We start from the raw sequence: 22,315 nt of genomic DNA, 5'->3' as shown, positions 1-22,315 counted from the left end.
CCGATATGCCGTATTTGGATCGCGTCGGAGAAGTATTTGTCCTCCACCTGGGTAATGAAGGCGAGCCGGATACGCCGAATCCGTTCAATCCCCGGTGGCTCGACGAGGTCGAGGGACTCCTCACCGAAGTCGAGAACTTCGACGGTCCGGGAGCGCTGGTCACGACAGCTGAGGGCAAGTTCTATTCCACTGGGCTGGATACAGATTGGATTCTGCACAACGCCGATCAGGTCAATGGGTACATCGACCGCGTTCAAACCTTGTTCGCGCGACTGTTGACGTTTGCGATGCCCACCGTCGCCGCGATTCCGGGACATACCTTCGGCGGTGGTGCAATTCTGGCCGCCGCGCACGATCACATCGTGATGCGTGAGGATCGCGGTTTCTTCTGCCTGCCAGGGATCACTATAGGCGCGAGTTACGCACCCGGAAGCATCGCTCTACTGGCATCACGTCTTCCGACACGCACAGTCCACGACGCGCTCGTCACAGGTAGGCGGTACGGCGGAATCGAGGCAATGTCAGCAGGATTCGTAGATCAAGTCGCGGCTGCGGACGATGTACTTTCGACAGCGGTCGACTACGCACGCACGTTGACTCGAACTCGTGGACGCACGCTCCACGAGATCAAGGAACTGCTGTATGCCGAGCCGTTGGCCCTCCTACGATCGCCAGTAGTCGGAATCGACAAGCAAGTAATACTGAAAGACAACTGACCGATACCACCGATCGTCGTACTCGCTTCACACACGCTCGACAGAAAGAAACTGAAACCGAAATGGCTCGCGAACTCACCGTCTCCGACAGCGTCGTCGTCAACGCTGACGCACTTTCCCTCTACGAGCTCATCAGCGATCCCACTCGTATGGGTGCCTGGAGTCCCGAAAACACAGGCGCAACCTTGCGAGGAGACAGCGAAAGCGCTTTCCTGGGCATGAAGTTCGACGGGCACAACAAGCGTGGGCGCGCGCAGTGGACCACGAGATGCACAGTTACCGCTGCCAACGCCGGGAAGCTCTTCGAATTCCGTGTCCACAAGATCGGCCTCGGCACTCCCCGGATCCCCGCCTCCATCGCAACCTGGCAGTACCGATTTTCACCGATGCCCGACGGAACCCGAGTTACCGAAACGTGGACCGACGACAGACGCGGCTGGCCGGACTTCGCCGCCGACATTTTCGACAAAATTGCCACCGGAGGAAAAACGTTCGCCGACTTTCAGCGCGGCAACATCCGCAAGACGCTCCTGAACCTCAAGAACGCAGTTGAGCAGGAGTTTTCCGGCGTCGAAGGTAACGCCGGCTGACCAGCCGACACCCTTTGTGGCAGTTTCTGCCACTTTTGGTACAGTGCGGATATGGCAACAGCCCGCCGCACCGCACTGCTTCTCCGCGTCTCGCAGAGTTGTGCTGCCGCTTTCGTCGAACGCGGTGACACTTCGACAACCATCGCCGAGCTCGCGGAGCGCGCGGAAATCTCCGAGCGCACGTTCTACCGCTGCTTCGCCACCAAAGAGGAGAGCATCTGGCCGATGCTCGACGACGGGAACCGGAGTCTCGCCGCTGCACTCGGTGAGCAGCCACGCGATTCCGGACTGGCGCGGGCTGTCCGGAACGCCTTCGTCGCCTCGGTCGGTGAGTCTTTCGAAGACATGACCCGATCCCTGATGCCGATCATCTTCGGTGATGCCGCACTCCGGAGGGTGTGGGAATCAGCGACTTTCGAGACGATGGAGCTCATTCGCCCCGAAGTGGCCCGGCTGATCGATCGACCGGAAACCTCGCTCGACACCACTGCAGCGGCGGGTCAATCGACGCTCGCTGTGGTCGCAGCACTGCGGGAGATGGCAGACCGCCGAACACCTGCACTCACGGCAATCAACCGCGCGCTCGACGCGTTTTCGACGTCGTATCTCGCGCACCCAACAGGTAAGGAATAATCATGACTCAAGATCTCTCCGGAAAAATCGTTCTCGTCACAGGTGGCGCCCGCGGCCTCGGTGAAGCGTTTGCGCGCGGCATCGTCGCAGGCAACGGGCGCGTGGTCATCGGCGACATTCTGGACGACGACGGCCGAGCAGTAGCCGAATCTCTCGGCGAGGCAGCGCGTTACGTTCATCTCGATGTCACCGACCCGGCATCGTGGAAGTCCGCCGCCGAGTTCGCCGTGTCCGAGTTCGGCGCAATCAACGGACTGGTCAACAACGCGGGAATCTCCGCTTCCGGCCAGACTGTCACCGACGAGCCCCTCGAAACGTTCCAACGGATCATCCAGATCAACCTGGTGTCCGTACACACCGGCATCCACACGGTGGTCCCGTTCATGAAGGCCGCCGGTGGCGGATCCATCGTGAACATCTCCTCGGCCGCAGGCCTGATGGGCATGGCTCTGACCAGCGGTTACGGCGCAGCCAAGTGGGGCGTGCGAGGACTGAGCAAGATTGCTGCCGTCGAACTCGGTCGCGACAAGATCCGGGTCAACTCGGTTCACCCCGGCATGGTCCTGACGCCCATGACTGCACCGACGGGCATCAGCCTCGAAGAAGGCGCATTCCCCAACAATCCGTATCGCCGCGTCGGTCGCCCGGAAGAGTTGGTCGGGGCGGTCACGTACCTTCTTTCCGACGATGCCTCGTACACAACGGGTTCCGAGATCGCCGTCGACGGCGGCTGGACTGCCGGACCGTCGATCGAATACATCGCCGGCCAGTAAGGACGGGTTCCATTCCCGCCTGAATCTGCGCACTCCGACTACCCTCAGGTTGACACCAACATCTCCCTGATTGCATTCGGAGAAGGCAACTTTCGCAGTCGCTGGAGCGCCCGATGCAGGTCGAGTGACACCTGGTCGGTCGTACGGGCAAGCGATATTGCAGTCTCCTCGTTGTCGAGGCCGACGATCAACCGCAACACCAGGACGTCGCGCTCGACAACCGGAAGCGTTGTCGGAGGCGGGAGCGGCCCGACGGCGAAACCGTCGGATACCGCACGAGCAATCGCGACGCTCGTACTCGCGTACAGCAGACGCAAGAAGGGCTGATTCGTCTCCGATCCGTCGCACACTGCCGTGAGAACCGCGACGCACGCGGCATCCGCGGCGGAGTCGGACACGGCCCGATCAAGCTCGGCGCGGCACCGCAGCACAACCATCGGACGAAACGCCGCATACAAACTGGCCATGGCCTCACGGTTACCGCTCCGGGCCGCGGTGGCAAGCCCATCCAGCGAGCCTTCCTTCAACATGGGCTCATATTCTCGCTTTCTCGACGGGAAATCTGTCCTGCAGTCCGAGGGATCAGCTGGAACCGAACAGTCCGGCGAGGGGGTTCACAGTCGGCGCGGGTGCCGGATCTTGCCAGCTTTGCCACTGGTTCTGGCTGTCCTGACACCACTCTCCGTAGATTTCTCGAGACTGTCTCTCGCAGTCATGAATGGGGCGCACACCAGTGAAGTCCTGCATCCTTGCCGTCCACTGGCACTAACCTGGCAAATTCCTGGTAGGGTGTTGATTCAAACCGAACGCCTTGCACTGCAGAGTTTTTCGATCTCGGTGGCTTGTCTTTACTGCTTCAAGTCCGACCGTTCCGTTCCAGGCGGCGATGGGTCGCACGGGCGTAAGGTCGAGAGAGTTCGGCTCAGTCGTCAAGAGCGGAAGGACACCCAGACAATGCGGAGCGATGGAGATACGTGGGACATCGTCAGTAGCGTTGGACTCACCGCACTGGCAGTGGCAACATTTCGCGCATTGGAGAGCACCCGTCCGGACGCGATCATCGAAGACAAGTTTGCATCGTGGTTCGTAGAAGCCGCAGCAGAGCCACATTTCACAGCTCTGCTGAAAGATCCTGAACTCCTCGACGACACACCCTTCGGCGGTTTCATGGGCTTGCGAACCAGATTCTTCGACGAATTCTTCTTGTCGTCAACTGAATCCGGCGTTGCACAGGCGGTCATCGTCGCGGCAGGCTTGGATTCGCGTGCGTACCGACTGGAATGGGCGTCCGGATCGACAGTCTTCGAAGTAGATCAGCCAAAGGTGTTGGAGTTCAAGGCCGAAGTGCTCGCGGCACACGACGCCCAGCCGAAAACCGATCGACGCGCTGTAGCCACCGATCTGCGAAACGACTGGCCGACCGCACTCGAGGAAGCTGGCTTCGATCCGCACAACCCCACCGCTTGGTCGGCAGAAGGCCTGCTCGCCTATCTCCCCGGCCCGGCCCACGACGCGCTGTTCGAACGGATCGACGAACTCTCGACCACCGGTAGTCGGTTGGCGGTGAACGACTTTCCGGCCGGCACCGACCCGAGCAAGCTTGCGGCCATCAGATCCAAGTACTTCGCCAAGAACCCGTTCGGCGACCTGGACATCTCGCAACTGTTCTACAGCGACACACGATCCGATCCGGGTCAGTGGTTAGCTGAACACAATTGGACCCTCCGTCGCTTCAGTTCGGTCGAGTTGGCAGAACTCTACGATCGCCGGATCCCCGAACTCCCCGAAGAAATCGCGGCGCTGTCGACGCAACCGTCTTTCCTCGCCGCGACCAAGAACTAACTCTCGCAGTCCTCACGAAAGCGCCTCGGGTGCAGCATTTCTCCGTTTTGTCCAGCTCCATACTGTGTGTCACCGCTACCAGCCAATTACGGTACTCGAGGATGAACCGATTCAGTACCTCAGGCTGAGCATGTCTACACCTCAGACGGACGCGCGCCGGCGAAGATGCTGATGAAATGAGTCCATGAAACTCGAACACACCCGCAGGAAGAGTCGCCCACTCACGCTGGTAGCACTTGCCTCCGCAGCGGTATTCGCCCTTGCCGCATGTACTTCCGGGACCGATTCTGCACAAACCTCCGAAAACAGCACAAAGGCCTCCACTACCGCGGCACCCGCGACGGTCTCAATCCCTGACAGCGCCGTCGGCAAGCAGATCACCTGGCTTCTCAGTGCGGTCAACACGGGCACGCCATTGACCCAAGAAGGAATCGCCGAGCATTTCGGGCCCACCGCACCCGTTGTCCTGACACCTCCGGACTTCGACTCCATCCGAGCCGGACAGCCATGGACCACAGTGAATTACAGGGGAGGCGACACCGACGGCACCGTTTCCATCACCAGCACCACCGGCGGTGCGTTCGACATCAACGTCGTCGTCGACGGCAGCGGGCTGATCCTGGGAATGGCGATCACACCGACCAAGACCGATCATGTGCCGGCCGCATCGTGGCCAGAGCTCGAGACAGCTGTCAAAGCGCTTCCCGCGCCGACCAATCTGACCGTCACCGAGGTCACCGGAGGAAAGAACGCCGAAGTCTTCAGTGTCGGCGACACCGCACCCCAGCCGACAGGGTCGACGATCAAGCTGTACGTTCTCGGCGCGGTCGCGACGGCTGTCGAGAACGGGACACTCTCCTGGGATCAGAAGCTCACGATCACCGACGACCTCAAATCGATGCCCGGTGGGACCCTGCAGGATCTGCCATCGGGAACTGAAGTCACGGTCCGGGAAACCGCCGGCAAGATGATCTCGATCAGCGACAACACCGCCACCGACATGTTGATCGCTGCTGTCGGGCGCGAGCAGGTCGAAGCCGAATTCGCGCCGATGGGCATGGCGGATCCTTCCCTCAACATCCCGCTCAAGCCGACCCGCGCACTGTTCCAACTCGGCTGGGGTGACGAAGGCGCACAACGTATCGCTTGGCGCGACGGAACTCCTGATGAGCGTCGAGCGATACTCGCGGCGCTGCCGGGTGGTCTGGTGGACATCCCGGCGTCAGCATTCACCACCCCCGCATGGCCTTTCGACATCGACTGGTTCGCCTCGCCCGCCGACCTGCGTTCCGCGTTGGTCTCGTTACAAGAGATGGCGAAGACCGAGAGCGGCGCACCTGTTCGAGACATACTCGCCGAAGATCCGGCGCTCAGCGACGAGTCCGCGAAATGGTTCACCTACGGCGGATTCAAGGGCGGCAGCTCCATCGGGGTCCTCGCGGGTGCCTATTACGTGGAACACGACGATCGTGCCTGGGTTGTCACCATGCAAACTCATGGTGACGAGGCTGCATCGGTTGCCGATCCGGCTCTGTACTTCGATCCGGTCGACGACGCGATGCTCTTGATCCAGAAGGATGCAACCAGCTAGAGCGCACCGGGCGGGTCAAACACACGGACACAGACTCCTGCCTGACCCGTGGAGATGGCCGGATACAGCGAACCGCTGCGCATCCGGTGTCACCAGGATGCGCAGCGGCTTCGGTAAGTCTTAGCCCGTGGGAGGCTCAGTCTCGTCCGACGAGAATCCGTCGAAGAATGCGATGACCTTCTGAAGAAGTGCCGCGATGTCGAAATCTTCCAAGCTACCCATTGCGTTCGTCCTTTCGTTTAACACTGGAGGATGAAACGTGCATCTTGCAATTCCCAATGTAAAGCATCAATGGGATTTTTTCTCGACCACGCAACACTTCGACTGCAAATGCTCCATTCAGCAAGATGTGAGCAAATTGCCGCAAATAACAGCCCCACAAGCAATATTCCCCTCATCCACGACCTACGAATAGTTCCCAATTCACAGGTGGGTAATCTTTGAGAAAAATTTCTGAGCGCGTCGATTTCGATAGATATTCCTGGCGAAAGCCTGAATCAGACACTGCGTGGTAGACAAAGTTTCGACATAGAAGGTATGCAGTTCTGTCGGACATTCGACCGCGATAACGAATCGATTGCACCACTATCCTTGGCACCTCTCCACATCTTTGGAATTCACATGTAACCACTAGCGATTCCCGCTGATCGAACGCAATACCAGTTCAAGAATTCGAGAGCTTCAATTGATACTGTGCGCGCGATTAACTGATCGCGCCTGCACTAAATCACCGAGTGCGCATGCTCCACCAAAATTTCATATCCAATTGTTGGACGTTAGTTTAGATGAGTTCACATTTCTCCGAGATCGGCCCGATAACTGGCCGACTCCAAGGACAGAACCGAGGCTGCCCCACTGCAGTACGCCAGGACACGATCCGCGACTCGACGACAGGTGTGCGGGCGTGCGGGCAAGCTCACCCGAGGGTGAAATAGGGGGTGAGACATGCCTGGGGGTCTCGTTTTACCGAGTCCGGCACAGTACGTTTTCCCAGGCACGCCAGTCCCCAGATTCACACGGTGTGCAAGGGCTCGTTGACGCTTCCGAGATGTTGGCAAGACCGACCACAGGCCCCGTTCTCCCGACGAGAACGGGGCTTCCTCGTGTCTGTTTCCGCCTTCCACCGACCGGGTAGACGCGAGCATGAGCGCCACCTGCTCGACGGGATCCACCGCTGGCCGCTACCAATCGACGACCCCAACCATCGGCGTCGAAGAAGAATTCATCCTCGTCGACCCGACATCGTGGCTGCCGTCCACCGACAATGCCGCGGTTGCGGAAACCGCGTCGACACTAGGTTTGGATCTTCAGCTCGAACTGTCCCGCTGCCAAGTCGAGACCAACTCTCCCGTGTGCCAGGGCATCGACGAGCTCCGAACCCACCTGATCGACATGCGTCGGCTCGCGGGGAAGGCGGCCGAGTTGAACGGCTGCAGGCTGTTGGCCGTCGGCGCACCGCTTTCGGGACCTTCCCGTTTCGAGATAAGCGACTCGCCTCGCTACCGGCAGATGGGGCAACACTTCGGCGCCCTCGCAGCCGAACAGAGCATCTGCGGTTGCCACATCCATGTAGGCGTCGCTGATCTAGCTGAGGCAGTGCAGGTCTGCAATCACTTGCGCATCTGGCTACCGGCCTTGCTTGCCCTGAGCGCCAATTCCCGTATCCACCAAGGAGTCGACACAGAATTCTCGAGTTGGCGAGCGGTTCAGTGGTCCAGGTGGCCCGTGGCCGGACCGCCGCCGTACTTCGAGACCGCCGAGGACTTCGACACCGCGGTCGCGATGATGGTGGATTGCGGAGTGATGCTAGACAAGCGGATGGTCTACTGGGATATCCGACCGTCCTGCCACCTACCGACCGTCGAGATCCGGGTCTGCGACGTTCAACCGACGGTCGACGACGCCGTGCTGCTTGCGACACTTGTGCGTGCTCTGGTCGCCACTGCGCTGCGCGCTGTAGACAAGGGCGTGCCCGCACCGCGCGCTTCTCTCGAGAGTCTTCGCATCGCGACATGGGTGTCCGCAAAGGAGGGCATCCTGGGAACACTGATCGATCCGGTTACCGCACAAAGAATTTCGGCCACGGAGCTATTTCACCGACTCCTGATCCATCTCCACGACTCACTCGACGAGACAGGTGAGTACGCGAGTGTGGAGTCGGCGCTGCGCCACAAGTTGATCACCGGTAGCGGCAGCGACTGGCAACATCGAACGCTTCGTCAGGTCCGCCTTCGGGAACTGATCGCGCGCGCCGCTCAACGCACCCTCCCGACCGCGCCGACGGACATGGATGCGCATGGCGGCCCGACTCCGGATCAGTAGTAATGCCGCCGACCACCGATGGCATGCCCGGCCGCGCCCAGCGCGTACAGGATGATTCCGATCACCAGCAAGACGACACCAATCGTCCACAGGATCGGAATGTTCACCACGAAGCCGATTATCAGCAGGATTACGCCGAGGATGATCATGACAAGCTCCTTCAGTGCGTTCACTCGGGCGGATACGCCCGCCTCGAGACGCATACACCGTGGATACCCGTCATTCGAGCGTTTCATACCCACTCTGACCGGGTATTTCGCTGGGCACCACAATATTTGAAGAATCGAGCACGCCATGATGAGAATTGTGACTCTGATCGTTCTGATCTGGCTGATCGTCGGGGCCGTCGCGGCCGGCCAGCGCGGCTACTACAGCAGTTCGCCGACCAACTGTGCCGGGGTCGGGACCATCGCGCTCACCGTCGTCGCCGGCCCGCTGAACTACTTCGGCGTCAATCCCAAAGTGACGGATTGCACGCTTCCTCAACCGACCGAATGAACTGCCGGAAATCCACGCTAAACCGACTAGTCGTTACCCTGGAGGTGAGTCGACACACATCGAAGTGAGGGGCCACCATGACCACTGCACCAGATCGCACCCGAATCGAGTTCCCGGACATCAGCTCGCGTGCGTGGGAACACCCAGCCGATCGGGCTGCATTGGTGACGCTCCGGACGCTTCGGGGGTTCGACACCGTTCTGCGGACGCTGTCCGGTCTGCTCCAAGAACGTCAGCATCGCCTCATGTATCTCGCCACGTCCGTGCGAGTCGACGAACGCCAGTTCAGCGACCTCAACGACCTGCGACGCGACTGCGTCGACATTCTGCAGGCCGACGAGACACCAGAGTTGTTCGTGCTCCAAACCCCGATGGTCAACGCCTTCACCATCGGCATGGACAAGCCGTTCATGGTGGTCACGACCGGCCTACTGGACGTGATGAACTACGAGGAGCAGCGGTTCATCATCGGCCACGAACTCGGCCACGCACTGTCCGGTCATGCGGTGTATCGCACCATCTTGATGCATTTGATGCGGCTGGCCGGAACCATCGGCTGGTTGCCCGTCGGCGGGTGGGCACTGCGCGCGATCATCGCGGCCCTCATGGAATGGCAGCGCAAGTCCGAGCTGTCCGGTGATCGCGCCGGACTGCTGTGCGGGCAGGACGTCCACACCGCGATCCGCGTTCAGATGAAATTGGCGGGCGGATCCCGAGTCAGTGAAATAGACATCGACGCCTTTTTGGCCCAGGCCGCCGAGTACGACGCCAGCGGCGACCTTCGCGACGGTGTACTCAAGCTCCTCAACATCGAACTGCTCTCGCACCCGTTCTCGGTACTTCGCGCCGCAGAACTCAAGAAGTGGGTGGACAGCGGAGACTACGCCGCAATTCTGCGCGGAAACTACCCGCGGCGAGGAGAAGACGACGGAGCGAAGATCAGCGACGAGTTCAAGAATGCGGCCAAGACCTACAAGCAGAACTTCGACGAATCAGAAGACCCTCTGATCCGAATGGTGCGCGACATCGGCAGCGGACTGGGCGGCGCGGTTGGCGCCGTCGGAAACGGCGTTGGCGACGTGGCGTCGGACATCAAGGAACGATTTACCCACTGGCGCAAGAGTTCCGACAGATCAAAGGGCGCCGACGACGCCGAGTGAACAGAATCGGGGCCTGCCACCGAAGGCAGTCGGCGGCAGGTCCCGAGTTCTTGGCGTGAAGGTGATGCAGGCTTCCCTCTGCACCACCCTCACGTTCACAGACAGTACCAGCAGTCGAACAAACGTGCGAACTGAAAGCGGTCGTGTCGAATCCCCGGTTGTCGGGTACGCGGCATAGGACCACTACAGAAGGGAGCCGACATGCATGCTGGGCGGCTGAAGAAGGTCGGTTCGAGTGACGGCCCGTTTGCCTCCGTGTACTTCGAGGACGTCCGCAACCGGGAGGATGCGCGCGAGCGCTTCGAACTCGAATGGCGCTCGATGCGCAATCAACTCTCGAAGCAGGGAGCATCCGAATCACTGATCGCACGGCTGGACGAGGTGAAGGACAACCATCACGGAATCTCGGGGCGCGCCGGGCGGGCGATCGTCGCCACGCCGGAGGCCGTGCTGATCGACGACATTCTGCTCGAACCTGCCGGATCGACCATCGCAACCTTGGGCGAGTTGCCCTACCTGATTCCACTGATCGCACACGGATACGACACCGAGCCATTTCTCATCGCCAAGGTCGACCACGCTGGCGCAGACCTGTGCGTACGTGATGCCCGCGGGCGTGACGTGTACGGCGAATCGGTCGACGGCGACGGCTTCCCAGTCCACAAGGCACACGTCGGCGGTCAAGAGCGGTACACCGACAGCCAAAGCCTCGTGGAGGAGAACATCAGGAAGAATCTGACCCAGGCCGTGGAGCGCGCCGCGACGCTCGCCCGTGAACACAAGGTTGCGCTGGTAGTCGTGATCGGAGAAGTACAGTCACGCAAAGCTTTTGCTCAGCTCCTACCGTCGACGCTACGGGTGGTGGACGTCGAAAAGGGTTCGCGTTCAGTCGGTTCGACACCCGCCGAGGTATCCAAGTCGATTCGTGAACTGATCGACACGCAGCGGTTGCGCAGAATGGATACGGAAACCGAACGCTACGTCGCAGAGCAGGGACGGGACTCCGGCCTCTCCATCGACGGGACCGCACGCGTCCTCGACGCACTCGAGCAGGGCAAGGTCGAAACGCTGCTGCTCACCGACCCCGACGACAAGGAAGTCACGAGCGGAAAGTTGATCGGGCCCGCCGATCGCGTACTCCCCTACATCGCAATCGGGACCGGAACCGAACTGGTACAGATCGACGAACGCCTGGTTCTCGCCGACGGCTACGGCGCGATACTTCGGCACCCCTGAACACCGGCCTGCTGATCAGATTCGGGGGCGAGCACGTTCAGCGAGAAGCGTGCTTGCCCACCGAGTCCGGAAAACCATCGGCAATCGCTGCCACGAGCTCCAGATATGCCCGCGCAGTGCGCTTGTTCAACAACTTCAAGTCGATCGGACCGCCCTCGCCGAGGTGATCGTCGTAGGGCAGGGTCTTGACCGCGCGCACTCCACGCTGAGCGAAAACGTCCTCGAGTTGGTCGAGATCGAGCGAAGACGAACCCGGCCGCGTCGAATTGATCGCTACAACCGACCTGCTCACCAGATCTGCGTATCCATGTTTGGTCAGCCAACTGAGCGTTGCTGCTGCACTACGAGCACCGTCCTGCGCCGTCGGGCTGACGACAACCAATGCATCTGCTTCGTCGAGAATTCCGTACATGGCCGAATGCATGATTCCGGTGCCACAGTCGGTGATGACGATGTTGTAATGCACCTCGAGAATCCGCAGGGTATCGAGGTAGTCCTGCTCGTTGAACGACTCCGAAGTTTCCGGATCTGCTTCACTCGCAAGGATTTCGAGCCGGCTGTCGCCTTGCGACGTGTAGTAGCGAACATCGCTGTACGTACGAATGTCGCCGTCGGCCAACAGATCACGAACGGTCAGATGATGTTCACGTCGTTCACGATCAGCCAGAGTCCCCAGGTCGGGATTGGCGTCGATGGCTACGATCCGATCGCCACGGATCGAGGCGAACGTGGACCCGACGGTCTTGGCCGCCGTCGTTTTTCCCACACCGCCCTTGAGCGAGATGAAAGCGATCTTGTACACGCCGCGCACCGTGCGGTTGGCACGGCGCACGAGAGCCTGGTGTTCGAGTTCGGCAGCCGACTGCCCAGTGTTGATGCGACCGCCGGTGAGTTTGAACAACACACTGCCCAAACCGCGTTCGGGTGGACGCTTCGCCCGCTTGATGATGTCCAAGTCGTCGACGGAGGTCATAGGCCTGGGCGTCGAGGTTCGAAAATCGGTCGGCTCTTCACGACGTTGCTGGCGCATCCGCTGGCTGGGCAACGGTTTTGCGGCTGGTTCGTCGAATTGTGGTGTGAACGTGACAGTTCGAATCGACGTTGAGTAGCCGTCGTCGGACGCGTCGAAAAGGCCGTCGCCTCTAGTCGTTCCCGAGTTGTTCCCCAGGACTCCGCCATTCGAACCGTTGTTATCGCTGCGCACCGTTTTCCTAGGTCGAGGTCGAAATCAATTCGGACATAGCCTCTCGGACGCTATCACTCTGGCGGGCTTGCCGTTCTCTGCTCAATACCGTCACAGCACTACAGACCGTTACACCCGCCTTTCGATGACTTTGGTCCCCCCGCCGGTGCCATTCTCAGCAAATACGAACGTCGTAACGATATGCGGCACATATATCTTCATCTGCCGCCGAAAACAGCCCTCCGCAATGCCAGGGCAAATCCCTTGGTACCAAACGAGAAAAGGGAGGGTGATCGCCTGGGCGATCACCCACCCTTCATGGACAAGTGTTCAGCTGCTGCAGGATTCCAGGCTTCCGAGCGAATTGCCCGCCCCTTCAGGTTCCTGCCAGTCCGACCGGATCACTCTTACCATTCGACCTTCATCACGGGCAAAGCACACTCTTCACGTATGCAGCACTCGGCTTGACGGTGCCGTCCGACCTCACTGCACCGAAATACGACTCTCGATCCGTCGTTGCTCCGTATGGCGCGTAGTCGTTGAGCCGGTAGAAGATGAGCGGCCCCAACCATGGCTTGGTTTGCTTGTCCGCCATCGCCGACTGATAGATCTCGAGCTGACGCGCTTCGCTGACGCTGTCCGGAGTCCCACTTGTCGGCGCCCCGAACTCGGTAATCCAAATCTTTTTTGCAGAATCTCCGTTGGCAGTCATGATTCCGCGAAGGCTCGGCCGAACGATCCCGCCGCCCGCGAACGACTCGACACTCATCTGAGACCACGAGTTCCAGTCATGTTCGTCTGTAGGCAGCGCCGGATACGAATACGGATGATGCCCGACAGCGTTGAACGATGACCGTGCACCATTCGTATACAGGGATTGTAAGAATGTGAGCGGCGCGACCTGGCTGCCGTCGGCAGCGTCCGCGGCAGGTGACATACCGCCGCTGATGATCGTGATCGAAGGATTCGCCAAGCGGGCCGAGGTAGCAGCCGCTTTCAGCAATTGTGCGTATCGCACGGGATTAGGCTTCGGATTAGCAACCGAGTCCTTCCAGAACATACTGATATTCGGTTCGTTCCAGATCTCGTAAGACATGATGCCTTTAGGTGCATAGCGTGCAACAAGCTTGTTCACGAACGTCGCATATTTGGAAATGTCGGCCGGTGCGTACTTGTCGTCCGCAGGAGCACCTGCAGGTCGAGCCCACGCCGGCGTTGTATGTGGCAGGAGAATGATCTTCTTTCCGTGAGCGAGAGCCTCGTTCACGACCGTGTCGAGCGGACCCCAGCTATAGGAATTAACGCCCCCGGATTGAATCTGCGACCAAAACGCATCGATACGAACCCAACTCACGCCTGCGCTGTCGATCAGGTTCAGCGCAGCTTCACGCACCGCTGGGGCGGACGATTGATTCGCGTAGACGATGCCGTAGTCACTGACCGGACAGACCGTTGGCGCGGCAGTCACAGATGGTGGGTTGATCAAAAATGACATCAACCCCAGAACTGCTGACACGGCAAATAATCTCATTCTGGACATTTCACTCCCCCATTGAAACCTGAATGTCTGCCGAACGTAACGGCGTCCGTCGACGGCGTCAATCCGATGCGCCGGACTCGACTACTAGCCGTCGTAGTAGCTGCCTGTATCCTTTCGCGTATGACGCCGGGTCCGAAAGATGTCGCGCAGCTGCGCGGCGCCTTCGTGGGCGGTACATCCGGCGCGGTCTCTGTCGCGGCCCACGCCCTCGGTGGCGGCGGCATGGCCCCGTCCGAAAGCGCGGTGGTGTTGTTGATCCTCGCGTGCGCGAGCGTCGGCGCGGTGGTCACGTCCATCGACACCCGTCGCTCCCCCGCGCTCTTGCTTACCCTCATGCTCGCTGCGGGTCAGGCCATCGGTCACGCGACTTTGACCATCGCTTCGGATCATCAACACGGGCTGCTCCTGTCACTTCCGATGCTTGCGGCGCACATCGCTGCCGTCGGAGTGTGCGCAGTGCTGATTCGCGGCGCAGAACGCGGATACGTCGTGGCAGCGTCGACGGTGGCCGCCATTGTCGCAGTGCTTCTGCGCCCGTGGGCACCTGAGCCCTCGCCGTTCACTGCGCGGACTCGATACCGCGCCAAAGTTGTTCTGCGTCAACTTCTCACCTCCGGGCTGGGCACTCGCGGCCCACCGGCATTCGTGTAACTCACCTTCCCTTTTCACTTCACGCACGTGAATACGTGCGCACTTTGCTGTGCGCCTTTATTAACCGCCCGCGGTTAATAAAGGCGCACGGCGGGATCGAGTACACGCATGTCCGCACCCGAATTGGAGCGCGCACAAACGCGCGCGTCCAACGACAGTTCTCCCCCGAAGAAGCAGGTTGGCGGCGCCAGACCCCTGATCCTGCGCCTGCACTTCTACGCCGGCATCCTCATCGGACCGTTCATTCTCATCGCCGCGCTGAGCGGCGGTATCTACGCGATGGCGCCCACCATCGAGAAGTTCGTCTACGACGACTACCTCCAGACCGACACCACCGGACAGATCGCGTCTCTGAACGACCAGATCCGTTCCGCTCAGCAGTACCGCCCCGACTTGACTGTCTCGGCAGTACGTCCGTCGCCTGGCGCCGGCGAAACCACCCGGGTCCTGTTCACCGATCCGTCACTGGGCGAATCGGAGAGGCTCGCGGTCTTCGTCGATCCGGTGCTCGCACAGCCGGTCGGCGAGTTGGCGGTGTACGGAAGCAGTGGTTCGCTGCCACTACGAACCTGGATCTCCCAACTGCATCGCCACCTACATCTGGGCGAACCCGGCCGCCTCTACAGCGAATTGGCCGCGTCGTGGATGTGGGTGGTCGCCCTCGGCGGTGTCTACCTCTGGTTCCGTCGATACCGCACCGCCCGGAACGCTCGACTGCTCACGATCGATCGAGCGTCCACCGGACGAAGCCGGACCCTGAACTGGCACGGTGTCGTCGGCATCTGGATAGCAGTTGCATTGGTCTTTCTCTCGGCGACCGGCCTCACGTGGTCGACGTACGCCGGAGAGAACGTCAGCAATCTGAGAACCGCATTGAGTTGGACGACGCCCTCCGTCGTGAAGACTCTCGGCGACGCTCCCCCACCGGCAACGGGCGGGCACGAGGGTCACGACATGGCCCCCGCCGCCACCGGCACGCTGACAGACACCAACGTCGGACGCGTCGACACCGTCCTCGGTATCGCCAGATACAACGGGATCACCGGTCCGGTCGAAGTATCGATACCCGCGAACGCCGAGACAGCGTTCACCGTCGCCCAGACACGTCAGCCCTGGGTGTACAGCAACAACACCATCGCAATCGACGGAGCGACGCAAAAGGTCACCGACGAGTTGTGGTTCTCGGATTGGCCACTCGCAGCCAAACTTTCGGCCTGGGGAATCCAGCTCCACATGGGTCTGCTGTTCGGCCTTGCCAACCAGATCGCACTCGCCGCATTGGCACTCGCGCTGGTCAGCGTGGTGATCCGCGGCTACATCATGTGGTGGCGCCGACGCCCCACCCGAGGCTCCGACTGGGCAGTCGGCCGGGTTCCCGTCCGCGGCGGAATCCGCAACCTCTCCCCGATCAGCCTCGTTGCGCTCGTCGCGATCACGGCGGCGGTCGGCTGGTTCGTGCCGCTACTGGGCATCAGCCTGCTCGCCTTCCTGTTGATCGACGTGTGTGTTGCGGCGTTCAAACGCCGTGCCACCACCTGACCATTCACTAATTACGGAGACACACATGACTGTTCGTACAAAGATATTCGCAGCTGTTGCACTCATCGCGGCTCTCGCTCTGACCGGTTGTTCTTCCAACTCCGACAAGGAAACCGAGGCTGCACAATCGATCACCGTTCAGGATCAATGGGTCAAGGCGGCGCCGGAAGGAATGAGCGCGGCATTCGCCGAACTCGTCAACTCCAGTGACAAGGACGTGCGCGTGGTTTCGGCAACCAGCCCCGCGTCGTCGCGACTGGAACTGCACGAAGTTGTGACCGGCGACGGCGGAACCATGACGATGCGCCCCAAGGACGGCGGTTTCCTGGTCCCCGCCAACGGATCCGCCTCCCTGACGCCGGGCGGTGACCACTTGATGTTCATGGACCTGTCCGCGCCACTGCTCCCCGGCGCAGAAACCGACCTCACCTTGATCTACGACGACGGTTCCAGCACCACGTTCACGGCCCAGATTCGCGACTTCTCCGGTAATCAGGAGAACTACGACCCGAATCACGGTGGCTGAGAACACGAACCCGCCCAGCCGAGCTCTCAGCCGGCGGCGCCTTCTCGGAGGAGGCGCCGCCGCGCTCGGCGTCGCGGGAATAACCTGGGGCGCAACCACAGTGGTCGAGCGCAGCGAACACGATCAGCAAGCAGGCAAGCTCATGGAACCGTTCTACGGAGTCCACCAAGCCGGCATCGACACCACGCCACAAGCGCACGGCACCTTCATCGGGTTCGACCTCTTGCCGGGAACCGATCGAGCTGTAGTCGTCGGAATCATGAAGATGTGGTCCGAGGACGCGTCACGGCTCACCGCCGGCAACCCGGCGCTGGCGGACACCGAACGGGAACTGGCTGTGGATCCGGCCCGCTTGACGGTGACCGTCGGCTACGGCCCTGGTCTGTTCTCCAAGCTGGGATTACAGGCACGTCAACCGGATTGGTTCGAACCGTTGCCGAGCTACGCGATCGATCGACTCGACGATCGATGGGGCGCCTCGGATCTGTTGTTGCAGATCTGCGGCGACGACCCGGTAACCATTGCTCACGCTGTGCGAGTCCTGACCAAGAACGTCCGATCATTGACGACCATCCGGTGGACGCAAAAGGGATTCCGCAATGCTCGCGGCACCATGCCTGAGGGAACCACGATGCGCAATCTCATGGGCCAGGTGGACGGGACGGTCAATCCTGCTCCGGGAACAGTGGATTTCGATTCACTGATCTGGCACGACGGCGCAGGTCAGTCGTGGCTGGCGGGTGGAACCTCGTTGGTACTGCGACGCATTCGTATGGAAATGGACACGTGGGACGAACTCGACCGCTCGGGGCGCGAACTCACCATGGGGCGCACCTTGTCCAATGGCGCTCCGCTCAACGGAACCAACGAATTCGACGAAGCGGACTTCACTCTCACGGACAAGTTCGGCATTCCGGTTATCCCGCCAGGATCACACATCGCCAGAGCCCACCGCACACACGAGAAGGAGCAGTTCTTCCGTCGGGCGTACAACTACGACGACGCACCCGAGAGCGGGCAGACCTCGAACTCGGGATTGATCTTCGCAGCGTTCCAACGGGACATCGCCGAGCAGTATCTACCGGTCCAACAGCGGTTGAGTGACTTCGACGCACTCAACGAGTGGACGACGCCGATCGGTTCGGCGGTGTATCTCATTCCGCCGGGATGCAGCGAGAACGACTATCTGGGAAGCGGATTGCTCGGATAGCGGTGCTGGGCAAGAACGGCAACAACACTGTGGGGCGGGATCCGATCGGATCACGCCCCACAGTGTTGCCTACCTGGAACTGTTGCCTTACTTGGACTTACGAGGTCCCGGCATAACCGCACCTGGGCGGGCGGTGGTCAACCGCGTGACCCAACCACTGACGGGCCACTTCTTCAGGCCGACGTTGTGGGGGGTGACTTCCGTTCCGACGTACTTGGCAGCAAGCTCGTCGTCGACGGTTCCGTTGAACCGCCACAGCTGGCTTCCGTCGGCGTTGCGCGTGGACACTTCCCACGACTGAGCGCGGAATGCACCACGAATGATGCTGTCCGCAAACACCAGAACCGGGATGCCGATCTCGGCGCGGACAGCCGCCCCGGCAGACCACTCGGCGCGCGCGAGTTCGTAGATCTCTTCCGGCGTCGCTCCCGGACGAGCCGATGCCGGTACATGAAGGACGATGCTCGGTGTCGGGAGTTCCGGCGCGGGATCCGCCGAGTACCGCAAGGCGAGTTCCTCGACGCGGGTCGCACGGGTGTCCTTGTCCGACGTGTCGCCGGCGAGGTTGGTCAGACCGTCTCCCGCGTCGGTGATCCGCAAAGCTTCCGCGATTCCGCGAACGACCTCTCCGGTGGTGGCGGCCGAATCGGTGGCGGCGGAGACCGAGCGGAGGAGTACGAAGTGCTCCACCGCCGAACCCGCGTCGTAAATTTCGCGGATCCGAGCGATCTTGGCCGCGGTCACGGCAGCATTCGTCTCGGCCGGGCCGTCCGCACCTTCGAGATTCGCGAGTTCACCGAGCGCTTCGAACACCGGCGCGAAGACCTGATTTCCCGCGCCGTGCCCGACATGGAATACCTGGTGGTTACGTGGGTCGCGCAGGGCAAAGACGTACTGCCCCAGCCTCTTCCCGACCTTTTCGGTAAACGGCTGCGGAGCCGGCTTCCGGACGACGACCTCGGTGGACAGAGTGCGCATCACGGCCAGACGGAGTGCGTCGGGCACGCTACTGGAACCGGCAACACCGGAAAAGATTGCCGCCGAAGCAGCGCTGATCGAGGTGAACGTGCGACCGACTTGCTTCTCGAGAGAGGCAGAGACCGTACCGACCGCATTCAGTTTTGCATCGAGGGTGCCGTCACCCTCAACAAGGAACTCCTTGATCAACGGAGTAACGAGCAGGGTGGAGCCGATAGCGCGAGGAACTGTCCAGACAATAGCCATGGCACGAGCCTAGGCGATCACTTCGAAGCGCGAGGCGAACGCGTCTCAGCCCGCCGCTGCCGGTCCGGCCAGTCCCTGCACAAGAAGGTTCCACGCCGAGTGCGCGACTTCTCTTCGCGACCTCTCGGCGGTCCGTTCCATGATCGCGGCAAACATGGCGATCGCCAGGATCACGTCCTCAGCAGTGACGGACTCGCGTATCTTCCCAGCTCGACGCGCCTCCGCGAGGCGTCCTTCGAGGAGATCGGTCAGGCGGGTGCCTGCCGAATTCAGTCGAGAGTCGCCGAAGGAGACGGGCTTGATGACCTCCACGAACACGATGGAGGTGGTGATCTGGTCGACCAACAAACGAAAAAGATCGTCGAGAGTCGAATCCGGATCGGCAGCCAGGTCTTGCAGTTCGACGAGGTTCTCGTCGAACACCGCGAGGGCAAGGCTTTCGCGAGTGGGAAAGTGCCGGTAGAGGCTGCCCTGGCCGACGCCTGCCGTGCGGGCGATCAGGCTGAGCGGAGCAGCAAAACCATGAGTGGCGAACACCTCGCGAGCTGCCGAGATGAGCGCCGCACGATTGCGCGCCGCATCTCTCGGCCCTCTGTTGAGGGATCCGCTATTGACGCGGCCAGACGATGTCACGCACACTACGATACCAACCGGACAGCATTGTCCGGTTGGTTGCGGCCCGACACCGGTTCACACCCCGACCCGACCGTCGTGAGCGCTCGAACACGCGCCTGCCCTCCGTGCTGCCTGTCCGTGAGGCACGTCTGTCCGTGAGAGATACGAAAGGCAATCCCGCACCGGGAGTTGGACTCGATGAAATCGTTCACGACCATCAGAACCAGATCTGCCATCGCGCTCGTCGCATTGATCACCATCCTTCCGGTGTGTGTTGCCGCTGCCGAACCCGCCGCTGCCCCCGGCTCCATCCTCGAGGCTTCGGGCGTCGGCTCGAATGCAGCAAGTCGCGCGGAATGCGGGCCCGGTTCGATGCCCGAGACAGGATTGCAGGGCGATGTGCCCGCCGAGGACCGAAACAGCGGACGCAGCCGAGACGGATACAGCTGCAACATGTCTCAGATCGGCGGCTACTCGGGTCGCGGCGGCGGAATCACGTCCACCAACTTCGAACACTGCTCGTACGTCGGCAGCTTCTTCCCCGGAAACCTCCTGGGCCCCGCGCAGGGTGTCCAAGTTCTCGACGTATCGAATTCTGCCAACCCCGCACTCACCGCTACCCTGACCGAACCCGCGATGCTCGCCGGAACGTGGGAGAGTCTCAAAGTCAACACCGCACGAAAGCTGCTGGTGGGCACGGGCGTTCCGCTCTTGACCGGCGTCGGCCTGATGTCGGTCTACGACATCTCCGATTGCGCGCACCCGAAACTACTCAACCCCGGCCCCGGAACCGATCTGGGAATGTTGCTGCCCATCACGAATCACGAAGGCGGATTCTCACCGGACGGCAACACATACTGGTCTTCCGGCACCGCGCCCGGTGTTGTGAGTGCCGTCGATCTCACCGATCCCGCCAACCCCCGCGTCATCTGGCAGGACCTCATCGGGTTGTCGACCCACGGCTTCGGCATCAGTCCCGACGGAAATCGCATGTACCTGTCGAACAATCTCGGCGGAATACATGTTCTCGACGTCAGTGAGGTTCAGCGCCGCGTCCCGAATCCGCGAGTGCGCCAACTGTCCCAGCTCTCGTGGACCGACGGCTGGGCCACCCAACACAGCATTCCGGTCACCTACGACGGTTCGCCGTACCTGTTCACCGTCGACGAGGGTGGTTCCGGCGGCGTCAAATTGATCGACATCTCGAATGACAACGAACCGACCGTCGTCAACTCGGTGAAGCTGGAAATCAATCTGCCGGAGAATCAAGACACCGCGCTGGCGTCCGCTGCCGGTGGATCGCTGTTCGCGTACGAATCACACTACTGTTCCGCCGATCGCCCAGTCGACCCGACGGCGCTGGCATGTGGATGGATCTCGAGCGGGATTCGGGTCTTCGATGTTCGAGATCCCTTCGACGTCCATGAAATTGCGTACTTCAACCCACCCGCCCGAACCGGCGACAATCTCCAACTCGCCAACTCGCCGCATGCTCTCGCCTCGCTCATCGGGGTACCCATTCTCAGCACGCCGGCAATTGCGCAGTCGATCGCGCAAGGTCAGTTCGACCCCGGCCAAGCGCTGAGTTCGCGGTCAGGCATGGTCGCTCTCGGCGACATCTCCACCGATTGGTGCTTCTCCCCACCCGAATGGCGAGGGACCACGTTGTGGGCGACGTGCGCCGACAACGGCTTTGTTGCCATGCAGCTCGAAAACGGCGTCTACACACCTCCCACCGACCAGAAAACAACTGTCGGATCATGACGGCTACGCGATCGGTCAAAGCCGTCGCGCTGGTCGCGGCGGCCCTGATGCTGCTCGTACTCGGCGCAGCATTGCGCCCCCTGTTTGCGCCCGAGAACCATACGCAGACAGCCGTTCTGAGCGAAACCGAAATCGGATTCGTGCACGACATGGCGACCCACCATCAGCAGGCCCTCTTCATTCTCGCGCGTCTGAGTCCCGATGTGGACCCGGCAGTGACGAGGCTGGCCCAACAGATCGACGACGTTCAGCGAACCGAGATCGGCGTCATGCTCGGTTGGCTCCGACTGGCGGGTGTACCACCGAACAGTAGAACGCCGATGGGGTGGATGGAAGCATCCGTCAGCGGCACCGGCGATGGCCATCATCACCCGGCACCCGATGCGCCCGACACAGACACCGAGGTCATGCCCGGAATGGCTACGACCGAAGAACTCGAGAGATTGGGCGCCGCTCAGGGCAGCGATGCCGAGGTCATGTTCCTTCAACTGATGGAACGCCACCACCGCGGCGGGATCGCCATGGCGCAGGCCGCCGATGCACTACTCGAGAGTGGGCCGGTGAAACAGTCCGCCCGAGACATGATCAACACCCAGAGTCAGGAATCCGGGCTGATGACACTGATGCTCGGGCAACGCGGGGCACAACCACTGCACTGAACCGCACGTGCACTGACTACCATAAGTGTCGACCTGCGAACTA

22 protein-coding genes are annotated in these 22,315 nt (G+C 61.1%); 16 read left to right on the top strand and 6 right to left on the bottom strand.

Going from position 1 to position 22,315, the window contains the following annotated elements:
• The first annotated feature begins 5 nt into the window (after nt 1-5).
• From ACFQ6H_RS13695 to ACFQ6H_RS13680, 4 genes are all read left to right on the top strand, one after another.
• Nucleotides 6-716: an enoyl-CoA hydratase/isomerase family protein gene (locus ACFQ6H_RS13695; protein WP_378646607.1), complete on the top strand. Its 711-nt coding sequence runs from the start codon at nt 6-8 to the stop codon at nt 714-716.
• A 62-nt stretch (nt 717-778) separates the two neighbouring features.
• Complete coding sequence (locus ACFQ6H_RS13690) at nt 779-1,306, top strand: SRPBCC family protein (protein ID WP_378646605.1); 528 nt, start codon at nt 779-781, stop codon at nt 1,304-1,306.
• 51 nt (nt 1,307-1,357) lie between these two features.
• On the top strand, nt 1,358-1,939 hold the full coding sequence (locus tag ACFQ6H_RS13685; protein WP_378646603.1) for a TetR/AcrR family transcriptional regulator: 582 nt from the start codon (nt 1,358-1,360) through the stop codon (nt 1,937-1,939).
• 2 nt (nt 1,940-1,941) lie between these two features.
• Nucleotides 1,942-2,712 (top strand): SDR family oxidoreductase, encoded by a 771-nt coding sequence (locus tag ACFQ6H_RS13680; protein ID WP_378635027.1) that lies wholly within the window; start codon nt 1,942-1,944, stop codon nt 2,710-2,712.
• Between the two features lie 44 nt (nt 2,713-2,756).
• Here the strand turns inward: ACFQ6H_RS13680 and ACFQ6H_RS13675 are convergent, their stop codons facing one another.
• Nucleotides 2,757-3,242 (bottom strand): RNA polymerase subunit sigma, encoded by a 486-nt coding sequence (locus ACFQ6H_RS13675; protein ID WP_378646601.1) that lies wholly within the window; start codon nt 3,240-3,242, stop codon nt 2,757-2,759.
• 424 nt (nt 3,243-3,666) lie between these two features.
• Between ACFQ6H_RS13675 and ACFQ6H_RS13670 the strand changes: the two genes are divergently transcribed.
• The 3 genes from ACFQ6H_RS13670 (at nt 3,667) to ACFQ6H_RS13660 (ending at nt 8,467) form a co-directional block, all read left to right on the top strand.
• The gene (locus ACFQ6H_RS13670) at nt 3,667-4,554 is read left to right on the top strand and encodes an SAM-dependent methyltransferase (RefSeq protein WP_378646599.1); all 888 of its coding nucleotides are present in this window, start codon (nt 3,667-3,669) and stop codon (nt 4,552-4,554) included.
• A gap of 184 nt (nt 4,555-4,738) precedes the next feature.
• Nucleotides 4,739-6,145: a serine hydrolase gene (locus ACFQ6H_RS13665; protein ID WP_378646597.1), complete on the top strand. Its 1,407-nt coding sequence runs from the start codon at nt 4,739-4,741 to the stop codon at nt 6,143-6,145.
• Between the two features lie 1,143 nt (nt 6,146-7,288).
• Nucleotides 7,289-8,467, top strand: a complete 1,179-nt coding sequence (locus tag ACFQ6H_RS13660; RefSeq protein WP_378646596.1) for a glutamate--cysteine ligase — start codon at nt 7,289-7,291, stop codon at nt 8,465-8,467.
• Here ACFQ6H_RS13660 and ACFQ6H_RS13655 read toward each other — a convergent pair.
• Entirely contained in the window at nt 8,461-8,616 is a 156-nt protein-coding gene (locus tag ACFQ6H_RS13655; RefSeq protein WP_003945912.1) for a DUF6131 family protein, read from the bottom strand. The genes ACFQ6H_RS13660 and ACFQ6H_RS13655 overlap by 7 nt on opposite strands.
• Nucleotides 8,617-8,761: 145 nt before the next feature.
• Here ACFQ6H_RS13655 and ACFQ6H_RS13650 point away from each other — a divergent pair, with 145 nt between their 5' ends.
• From ACFQ6H_RS13650 to ACFQ6H_RS13640, 3 genes are all read left to right on the top strand, one after another.
• The gene (locus ACFQ6H_RS13650; RefSeq protein ID WP_378448744.1) at nt 8,762-8,965 is read left to right on the top strand and encodes a hypothetical protein; all 204 of its coding nucleotides are present in this window, start codon (nt 8,762-8,764) and stop codon (nt 8,963-8,965) included.
• A gap of 77 nt (nt 8,966-9,042) precedes the next feature.
• Nucleotides 9,043-10,125: a M48 family metallopeptidase gene (locus ACFQ6H_RS13645; protein WP_378547420.1), complete on the top strand. Its 1,083-nt coding sequence runs from the start codon at nt 9,043-9,045 to the stop codon at nt 10,123-10,125.
• A gap of 201 nt (nt 10,126-10,326) precedes the next feature.
• Nucleotides 10,327-11,361 (top strand): hypothetical protein, encoded by a 1,035-nt coding sequence (locus ACFQ6H_RS13640; protein WP_378448746.1) that lies wholly within the window; start codon nt 10,327-10,329, stop codon nt 11,359-11,361.
• 37 nt (nt 11,362-11,398) lie between these two features.
• Here ACFQ6H_RS13640 and ACFQ6H_RS13635 read toward each other — a convergent pair whose 3' ends face one another.
• Both ACFQ6H_RS13635 and ACFQ6H_RS13630 read right to left on the bottom strand, forming a co-directional pair.
• Nucleotides 11,399-12,565 carry a MinD/ParA family protein gene (locus ACFQ6H_RS13635; protein WP_378535562.1) on the bottom strand — a complete coding sequence of 389 codons (1,167 nt, stop codon included), beginning with the start codon at nt 12,563-12,565 and terminating at the stop codon, nt 11,399-11,401.
• Between the two features lie 403 nt (nt 12,566-12,968).
• Nucleotides 12,969-14,012: a cellulase family glycosylhydrolase gene (locus ACFQ6H_RS13630; RefSeq protein WP_378646594.1), complete on the bottom strand. Its 1,044-nt coding sequence runs from the start codon at nt 14,010-14,012 to the stop codon at nt 12,969-12,971.
• Nucleotides 14,013-14,204: 192 nt separating this feature from the next.
• Between ACFQ6H_RS13630 and ACFQ6H_RS13625 the strand changes: the two genes are divergently transcribed.
• The 4 genes from ACFQ6H_RS13625 to ACFQ6H_RS13610 all read left to right on the top strand — a co-directional run bounded on the left by ACFQ6H_RS13625 (nt 14,205) and on the right by ACFQ6H_RS13610 (nt 18,010).
• Nucleotides 14,205-14,735, top strand: a complete 531-nt coding sequence (locus tag ACFQ6H_RS13625) for a hypothetical protein (protein ID WP_378547429.1) — start codon at nt 14,205-14,207, stop codon at nt 14,733-14,735.
• Nucleotides 14,736-14,843: 108 nt separating this feature from the next.
• Nucleotides 14,844-16,274, top strand: coding sequence for a PepSY-associated TM helix domain-containing protein (locus tag ACFQ6H_RS13620; RefSeq protein ID WP_378547432.1), 1,431 nt, complete (start codon nt 14,844-14,846; stop codon nt 16,272-16,274).
• A 25-nt stretch (nt 16,275-16,299) separates the two neighbouring features.
• The gene (locus ACFQ6H_RS13615) at nt 16,300-16,800 is read left to right on the top strand and encodes a copper chaperone PCu(A)C (RefSeq protein WP_378646592.1); all 501 of its coding nucleotides are present in this window, start codon (nt 16,300-16,302) and stop codon (nt 16,798-16,800) included.
• The gene (locus ACFQ6H_RS13610; protein WP_378646590.1) at nt 16,793-18,010 is read left to right on the top strand and encodes a Dyp-type peroxidase; all 1,218 of its coding nucleotides are present in this window, start codon (nt 16,793-16,795) and stop codon (nt 18,008-18,010) included. Before ACFQ6H_RS13615 ends, ACFQ6H_RS13610 begins: the two co-directional genes overlap by 8 nt.
• Nucleotides 18,011-18,097: 87 nt before the next feature.
• On the opposite strand, the gene ACFQ6H_RS13605 is transcribed toward ACFQ6H_RS13610, so the two are convergent.
• On the bottom strand, nt 18,098-19,234 hold the full coding sequence (locus ACFQ6H_RS13605; protein WP_378646588.1) for a GIY-YIG nuclease family protein: 1,137 nt from the start codon (nt 19,232-19,234) through the stop codon (nt 18,098-18,100).
• Between the two features lie 45 nt (nt 19,235-19,279).
• Nucleotides 19,280-19,867 (bottom strand): TetR family transcriptional regulator, encoded by a 588-nt coding sequence (locus ACFQ6H_RS13600; protein WP_378646586.1) that lies wholly within the window; start codon nt 19,865-19,867, stop codon nt 19,280-19,282.
• A gap of 180 nt (nt 19,868-20,047) precedes the next feature.
• Here ACFQ6H_RS13600 and ACFQ6H_RS13595 point away from each other — a divergent pair, with 180 nt between their 5' ends.
• Together ACFQ6H_RS13595 and ACFQ6H_RS13590 are read left to right on the top strand one after the other, a co-directional pair.
• On the top strand, nt 20,048-21,613 hold the full coding sequence (locus ACFQ6H_RS13595; RefSeq protein ID WP_378646585.1) for an LVIVD repeat-containing protein: 1,566 nt from the start codon (nt 20,048-20,050) through the stop codon (nt 21,611-21,613).
• A complete protein-coding gene (locus ACFQ6H_RS13590) occupies nt 21,610-22,272 on the top strand; it encodes a DUF305 domain-containing protein (protein WP_378547444.1) in 663 nt (220 codons plus the stop codon). The genes ACFQ6H_RS13595 and ACFQ6H_RS13590 overlap by 4 nt, the downstream gene beginning before the upstream one ends.
• The last annotated feature ends 43 nt before the right edge of the window (nt 22,273-22,315 follow it).

The sequence above is a fragment of the Rhodococcus sp. NPDC056506 genome (assembly GCF_042794945.1).
Taxonomy (GTDB): domain Bacteria; phylum Actinomycetota; class Actinomycetes; order Mycobacteriales; family Mycobacteriaceae; genus Rhodococcus_F.
Note: the sequence above shows the minus strand (reverse complement) of the source record. Positions and strands in the feature narration are given on the sequence as shown.

Excerpts from the sequence above, each read along its gene's own strand:
- ACFQ6H_RS13605 (WP_378646588.1), bottom strand. The coding sequence starts at position 19,234 with ATGGCTATTGTCTGGACAGTTCCTCGCGCTATCGGCTCCACCCTGCTC.
- ACFQ6H_RS13680 (WP_378635027.1), top strand. The coding sequence starts at position 1,942 with ATGACTCAAGATCTCTCCGGAAAAATCGTTCTCGTCACAGGTGGCGCC.
- ACFQ6H_RS13660 (WP_378646596.1), top strand. The coding sequence starts at position 7,289 with ATGAGCGCCACCTGCTCGACGGGATCCACCGCTGGCCGCTACCAATCG.
- ACFQ6H_RS13640 (WP_378448746.1), top strand. The coding sequence starts at position 10,327 with ATGCATGCTGGGCGGCTGAAGAAGGTCGGTTCGAGTGACGGCCCGTTT.
- ACFQ6H_RS13685 (WP_378646603.1), top strand. The coding sequence starts at position 1,358 with ATGGCAACAGCCCGCCGCACCGCACTGCTTCTCCGCGTCTCGCAGAGT.
- ACFQ6H_RS13645 (WP_378547420.1), top strand. The coding sequence starts at position 9,043 with ATGACCACTGCACCAGATCGCACCCGAATCGAGTTCCCGGACATCAGC.
- ACFQ6H_RS13655 (WP_003945912.1), bottom strand. The coding sequence starts at position 8,616 with ATGATCATCCTCGGCGTAATCCTGCTGATAATCGGCTTCGTGGTGAAC.
- ACFQ6H_RS13620 (WP_378547432.1), top strand. The coding sequence starts at position 14,844 with ATGTCCGCACCCGAATTGGAGCGCGCACAAACGCGCGCGTCCAACGAC.
- ACFQ6H_RS13615 (WP_378646592.1), top strand. The coding sequence starts at position 16,300 with ATGACTGTTCGTACAAAGATATTCGCAGCTGTTGCACTCATCGCGGCT.
- ACFQ6H_RS13690 (WP_378646605.1), top strand. The coding sequence starts at position 779 with ATGGCTCGCGAACTCACCGTCTCCGACAGCGTCGTCGTCAACGCTGAC.
- ACFQ6H_RS13650 (WP_378448744.1), top strand. The coding sequence starts at position 8,762 with ATGATGAGAATTGTGACTCTGATCGTTCTGATCTGGCTGATCGTCGGG.
- ACFQ6H_RS13695 (WP_378646607.1), top strand. The coding sequence starts at position 6 with ATGCCGTATTTGGATCGCGTCGGAGAAGTATTTGTCCTCCACCTGGGT.
- ACFQ6H_RS13625 (WP_378547429.1), top strand. The coding sequence starts at position 14,205 with ATGACGCCGGGTCCGAAAGATGTCGCGCAGCTGCGCGGCGCCTTCGTG.
- ACFQ6H_RS13665 (WP_378646597.1), top strand. The coding sequence starts at position 4,739 with ATGAAACTCGAACACACCCGCAGGAAGAGTCGCCCACTCACGCTGGTA.
- ACFQ6H_RS13595 (WP_378646585.1), top strand. The coding sequence starts at position 20,048 with ATGAAATCGTTCACGACCATCAGAACCAGATCTGCCATCGCGCTCGTC.
- ACFQ6H_RS13590 (WP_378547444.1), top strand. The coding sequence starts at position 21,610 with ATGACGGCTACGCGATCGGTCAAAGCCGTCGCGCTGGTCGCGGCGGCC.
- ACFQ6H_RS13675 (WP_378646601.1), bottom strand. The coding sequence starts at position 3,242 with ATGTTGAAGGAAGGCTCGCTGGATGGGCTTGCCACCGCGGCCCGGAGC.
- ACFQ6H_RS13670 (WP_378646599.1), top strand. The coding sequence starts at position 3,667 with ATGCGGAGCGATGGAGATACGTGGGACATCGTCAGTAGCGTTGGACTC.